6 protein-coding genes are annotated in these 4,611 nt (G+C 42.5%); 3 read left to right on the forward strand and 3 right to left on the reverse strand.

Annotation, left to right across the window (positions count from 1 at the left end):
* Window positions 1-153: 153 nt before the first annotated feature.
* Window positions 154-741: a histidine phosphatase family protein gene (locus INF20_RS07790; protein ID WP_226385814.1), complete on the reverse strand. Its 588-nt coding sequence runs from the start codon at window positions 739-741 to the stop codon at window positions 154-156.
* 125 nt (window positions 742-866) lie between these two features.
* On the opposite strand from INF20_RS07790, the gene INF20_RS07795 reads away from it, so the two are divergent.
* Both INF20_RS07795 and INF20_RS07800 read left to right on the forward strand, forming a co-directional pair.
* Window positions 867-1,796, forward strand: a complete 930-nt coding sequence (locus INF20_RS07795; protein ID WP_226385815.1) for a DMT family transporter — start codon at window positions 867-869, stop codon at window positions 1,794-1,796.
* Entirely contained in the window at window positions 1,780-2,385 is a 606-nt protein-coding gene (locus tag INF20_RS07800; protein ID WP_226385816.1) for a Maf family protein, read from the forward strand. The genes INF20_RS07795 and INF20_RS07800 overlap by 17 nt, the downstream gene beginning before the upstream one ends.
* A gap of 56 nt (window positions 2,386-2,441) precedes the next feature.
* On the opposite strand, the gene INF20_RS07805 is transcribed toward INF20_RS07800, so the two are convergent.
* Together INF20_RS07805 and INF20_RS07810 are read right to left on the reverse strand one after the other, a co-directional pair.
* The gene (locus tag INF20_RS07805; protein ID WP_226385817.1) at window positions 2,442-2,696 is read right to left on the reverse strand and encodes a TFIIB-type zinc ribbon-containing protein; all 255 of its coding nucleotides are present in this window, start codon (window positions 2,694-2,696) and stop codon (window positions 2,442-2,444) included.
* 86 nt (window positions 2,697-2,782) lie between these two features.
* Window positions 2,783-3,739, reverse strand: coding sequence for an AEC family transporter (locus tag INF20_RS07810; protein ID WP_226385818.1), 957 nt, complete (start codon window positions 3,737-3,739; stop codon window positions 2,783-2,785).
* Between the two features lie 121 nt (window positions 3,740-3,860).
* On the opposite strand from INF20_RS07810, the gene INF20_RS07815 reads away from it, so the two are divergent.
* Window positions 3,861-4,433, forward strand: coding sequence for an HDIG domain-containing metalloprotein (locus INF20_RS07815; RefSeq protein ID WP_226385819.1), 573 nt, complete (start codon window positions 3,861-3,863; stop codon window positions 4,431-4,433).
* Window positions 4,434-4,611 lie beyond the last annotated feature (178 nt).

A 4,611-nucleotide genomic window follows, 5' to 3' on the forward strand; every position in this document is an offset into this window, starting at 1 on the left:
TATTAAAGAGAAGTTAGGCTGGAAAAGTCCTGTTGAATACAGGCTTACAGCTATTGCTGCATAAAAATAGCGTAGCAGCTTAAATAACTGCTACGCTAAAAAGTCTAACTTTTGGGGGTCGCCTCACATCATACAGGATGCCTCCGTTTTTTCTTATATATCTTCGTAGGATGCGCCTTCCTTTGCATCCAATATCACAGAATAGCCTCTTCCCGGTTCCGGAATCCATGTAGGAAATTCCTTCATTTCACTCCCAAAAAGATCCATCATTACACAGGCGATAACACCACCGTGACATACGCAAATCAGTTCATCACCATCGGCCATACCGTCGGTCAATTCCTTTAAACCTTCCATAATTCTAAGGAAGAATCCGTTCTTGCTTTCGCCGCCGGGCATGCTTACAGCCCCGGTCATGTCCTTCATCCATTCTATATATCTAGGATCCTCTTTAAGCTCTTCGTATGTCTTTTTTTCAAATTCTCCGAAATTCATTTCCTTCATTTTTTCGGCAACCTTATGTTCCCTTTTGCCGTATATTATCTCAAAGGTCTGTTCAGCTCTCAACATGCCGCTGGTGTAATAAGTCGCCTTTTCCGGTCTCGGATAGATATTTTCCTCTCTTAATCTTTTTAGTTTTTCCATGCCTTCCGGCGCAAGGGGAATATCAGCCCAGTCGTAATGCCATCTTTTTAAATTGCCTTCTGTTATTCCGTGTCTGATGAAATGTATCTTTTTCATATTTCTTTCCTTCCTTCGCTTATGGTAAATGATACCACAAAACGAAGCTTTTTAATATACCGCGAGCGGAGTCTTTGTGATATAATTTTAAATTGTGAACTTGATATTTAGGAGGAAAGACTAAAATGAGAGGACAGGCAAGAAGCAACCTGCTGCTCCTTATGACAGCAATAATATGGGGTTCGGCCTTTATCGCCCAAAGCAAAGGCGCAGATGTAATCGGCCCCTTCACATTTAATACCGTAAGATACGCACTGGCAGTGGTGGCGCTGCTGCCTGTGATATATATTTTCAGTAGGAAAAGGAACAGTGAAAATACAGTTGACCAGGACATTCCTAGAGCTAACGGTACAAAGACACTGATAATCGGCGGTATAGCCACGGGCATCGCCCTGTTTACCGCATCCAGCCTTCAGCAGTATGCCATGGCATTTACAACAGCTGCAAAGGCAGGCTTCATTACAACTCTGTATGTAATACTCGTTCCTATCGTAGGCATATTTTTAAAGAAAAAAATCAGACCGATCATATGGTTCTGTGCCCTGCTGGCGGTTATAGGGCTTTACTTGCTTTCAATAAAGCCGGGAACCTTTTCCATAAGCCGAGGAGATTTTTTCGTGCTTTTATGCGCCCTGGCCTTTACAGGTCACATACTTATAATCGATTATTTTTCACCTAAAACCGACGGAGTCAAATTGTCATGTATACAGTTTGCGGTAGTTTCCATAGCTTCCTTTGTCGCCATGATGATGACAGAGACCTTTGTTTTATCGGAAGTTTTGGACGCTATTATTCCGTTGTTATATACCGGCGTACTATCATCATCCGTAGGATATACATGCCAGATTATCGCCCAGAAAAAGGCTGACCCCGTTATATCCTCGCTGATACTTAGCTTGGAATCCGTATTTGCAGCCATCTTCGGCGCATTGATACTTCACGAAAGCATGTCAGGACGAGAAATTACCGGCTGCGCTATTATGTTTGTGGCAATAATCATCGCCCAGCTGCCGGAAAAGAAAAACAGGAGGCTGACCGATGGCAACATCCAATAACAATAGCCAAACCTTGGTTCTTGCTTCCGCTTCTCCCAGAAGAAAGGAGCTCTTAGAGCAAGCCGGCTATAACCTTATAATACTTCCCGCAGATGTTGACGAAACCTTGCCTGACGGAATTTCACCGGAGGACGCGGTAAAATATCTGGCTAATAAAAAAGCCGAGGCCTGTGCCAAGTTCATACTTAAAGAAAAACCGGAACTTAGCGATTTACCTATAGTTGCTGCAGACACTGTGGTATATAAAGACGAAATCATGGGTAAGCCTATGGACCGGCAGGATGCAAAACGCATGATACAAACCATCAGCGGAACCTTTCATCATGTGGCAACGGGAGTCGCCATAATACTTCCCGCTTCAGGTAAGAAAGATGTCTTTTGCGATGTAACAAAGGTATATTGCAAAAACCTCAGCGATGACGATGTCGAAGCTTACCTAGACACAGATGAGCCTTACGATAAAGCAGGAGCCTATGCCATCCAAGGGATCTTTGGAAAATACATAGAAAGATTCGAGGGAAGATATGACACTGTTGTGGGACTTCCGGTGGAGCCGATTACGGAGGTTTTAAACAGATTCAACAAATAGCATATAAAAAGGCGGATAGCTTTTATTTTAAGCATTCCGCCTTTTTCTGTTTATTTTTATTCTCCGCCGAATATATCCATAATATCGCTGAGTACAGAACTTTTTCTTTTCTTATACTCCGGTGCAGGCTGATGTCCACCATGATTTTCCTTAGGTGTGCTTCCCATGCCACTTTCTTCAGCGGCTCTTTCTATTATCTTATCTAGCTCACCTCTGTCCAACCATATTCCTCTGCATTCAGGACAATAGTCTATTTCCACTCCGTGTCTCTCGGACATGAGCAAAGTTGCTCCGCATACAGGACATTTCATAATTTACCTCCGTTTCTCTCGGCTCAAAAGAGCCACTGATGCCATAATCTTAAGGTCAAAATAGCATCTCGGAAGATAATTGTCAACTAATAATAATATCCCATAAGGAAGGCTGAAATCAGCGGTATGGTAATCAGCGAAAATGCCGTAGTCACCGAAACGATTTCCGCAAGCCTGGTCGGATCCTTACCCATCTTTTCCGCTATTGCAGCTGGCACAACCGCCGTAGGGAATACCGAAGCAAATATCAATATCACCTTTACGCCCGTCTGAAGGAAATCAAACTGCTCCACAATAAGGAAAGTTAAAACCGGCGAAATAATCATTGCTGCGATATTAACAAGAAAAATATATCTGTTTTTGAGCATTTCTATAATATGACTGGATCCCAGCTGAACACCCACTATTATCATGGAAATAGGCACTGTGGCATCGGAAAGGGAAGCCACCACCTCATCCACTGCCGTTGGCGGTTTTATGCCGAAAATAAGCATTATAACGCCTATTATGATACCGAAGGTGCATGGATTAAACATCGCCTTGATGTTTTCCGCAAATCTGCTTTTACCACCTTCTCCCTTCTCCGTACCGATATTGAGAAGCATAGGAGTGATGGACCAGATATAAAATACCGCTATGATATTGTGCATGACCATCAGATAAAAGAGATCATCTCCGAATATCGCTTTAGTAACAGGGAAGCCCATAAATCCGCTGTTTATGCATGTTATTGCAACGACATATACGCCCCATTCCTTTTTAGGTTTAAACTTTAATGCTCTGATGAAGACATATGCAAACACCGTGATTATTACAAAGTACACAGCCGCCCCGATTATAACCTGCCATGTAGCGGTGACAACCTCCGGCGAAAGCTCCTTGGAATATATGGACTCTGCTGCCATGCAAGGAGCTGTTATGTATATCATAAGATTTGTCAGATGCTTTCTCGACGAGTCAGGAAGAATCCCTGCTCTATTTGCGGCATAACCAATAAGAATCATTATGAATATCGCCAGTATTCTTTCAAAGATAATCAGCATATTATCCTTTCCTTTCACATGCTTAACTCAACATATATCATTTTACCGTAAAAGTTGATTTTGCGCGACCATATTTTGTATAATATATTTTAGATTAAATTGCGAAAGGAGACTGACATCTATGACATTAAACGCTAACATAACAATGGAACAGGCAAGGGAACTCCTTGGTAAATACAACAAAGAGCCTTTTCATATCCAGCACGGTGAAACGGTTTCATCGGTGATGGGATATTTCGCTAAAGAGCTCGGTTACGGCGAAGATGAAGAGTTTTGGAGACTGGCAGGACTGCTACATGATATAGACTTTGAAATGTGGCCCGATGAGCACTGTGTAAAGGCACCTGAACTGCTTAAGGAAGCCGGAGTATCCGACGAACTTATCCATGCGGTGCAGTCTCACGGATACGGTCTTGTATGCGATGTTGAACCTGTACATGAGATGGAAAAGGTTCTCTTTGCCACAGACGAACTTACAGGCCTCATTGGAGCATATGCCCTTATGAGACCGGAAAAGAACTGCGACAGTATGGAGGTTAAATCCCTAAAAAAGAAATTTAAGGATAAAAAGTTTGCCGCAGGCTGCAACAGAGATGTTATACAGCTCGGCGCCGAAAGACTGGGCTGGGAGCTTTCAGACCTCTTTGAAAAAACTATCAAAGGTATGCAGCAGTACGAAGCTGAACAGAAATAAAATCTCCATTTATACAACGATAATAAAAACGCGACCGATTATCCATCGGTCGCACAGACCGTAGACAAAGACCCAGTCTCAATTTCGAGATTGGGCTTTTTCTTTTTCCCACATAAAACTTTAGAGGTGGCTTTAGTTCATAATTGGTATCGGTTTAGTTACAATATTTCTTAAATAC

Source organism: Gallibacter intestinalis (assembly GCF_014982745.1).
In the GTDB taxonomy this organism is placed as follows: Bacteria; Bacillota; Clostridia; order Peptostreptococcales; family Anaerovoracaceae; genus Gallibacter; species Gallibacter intestinalis.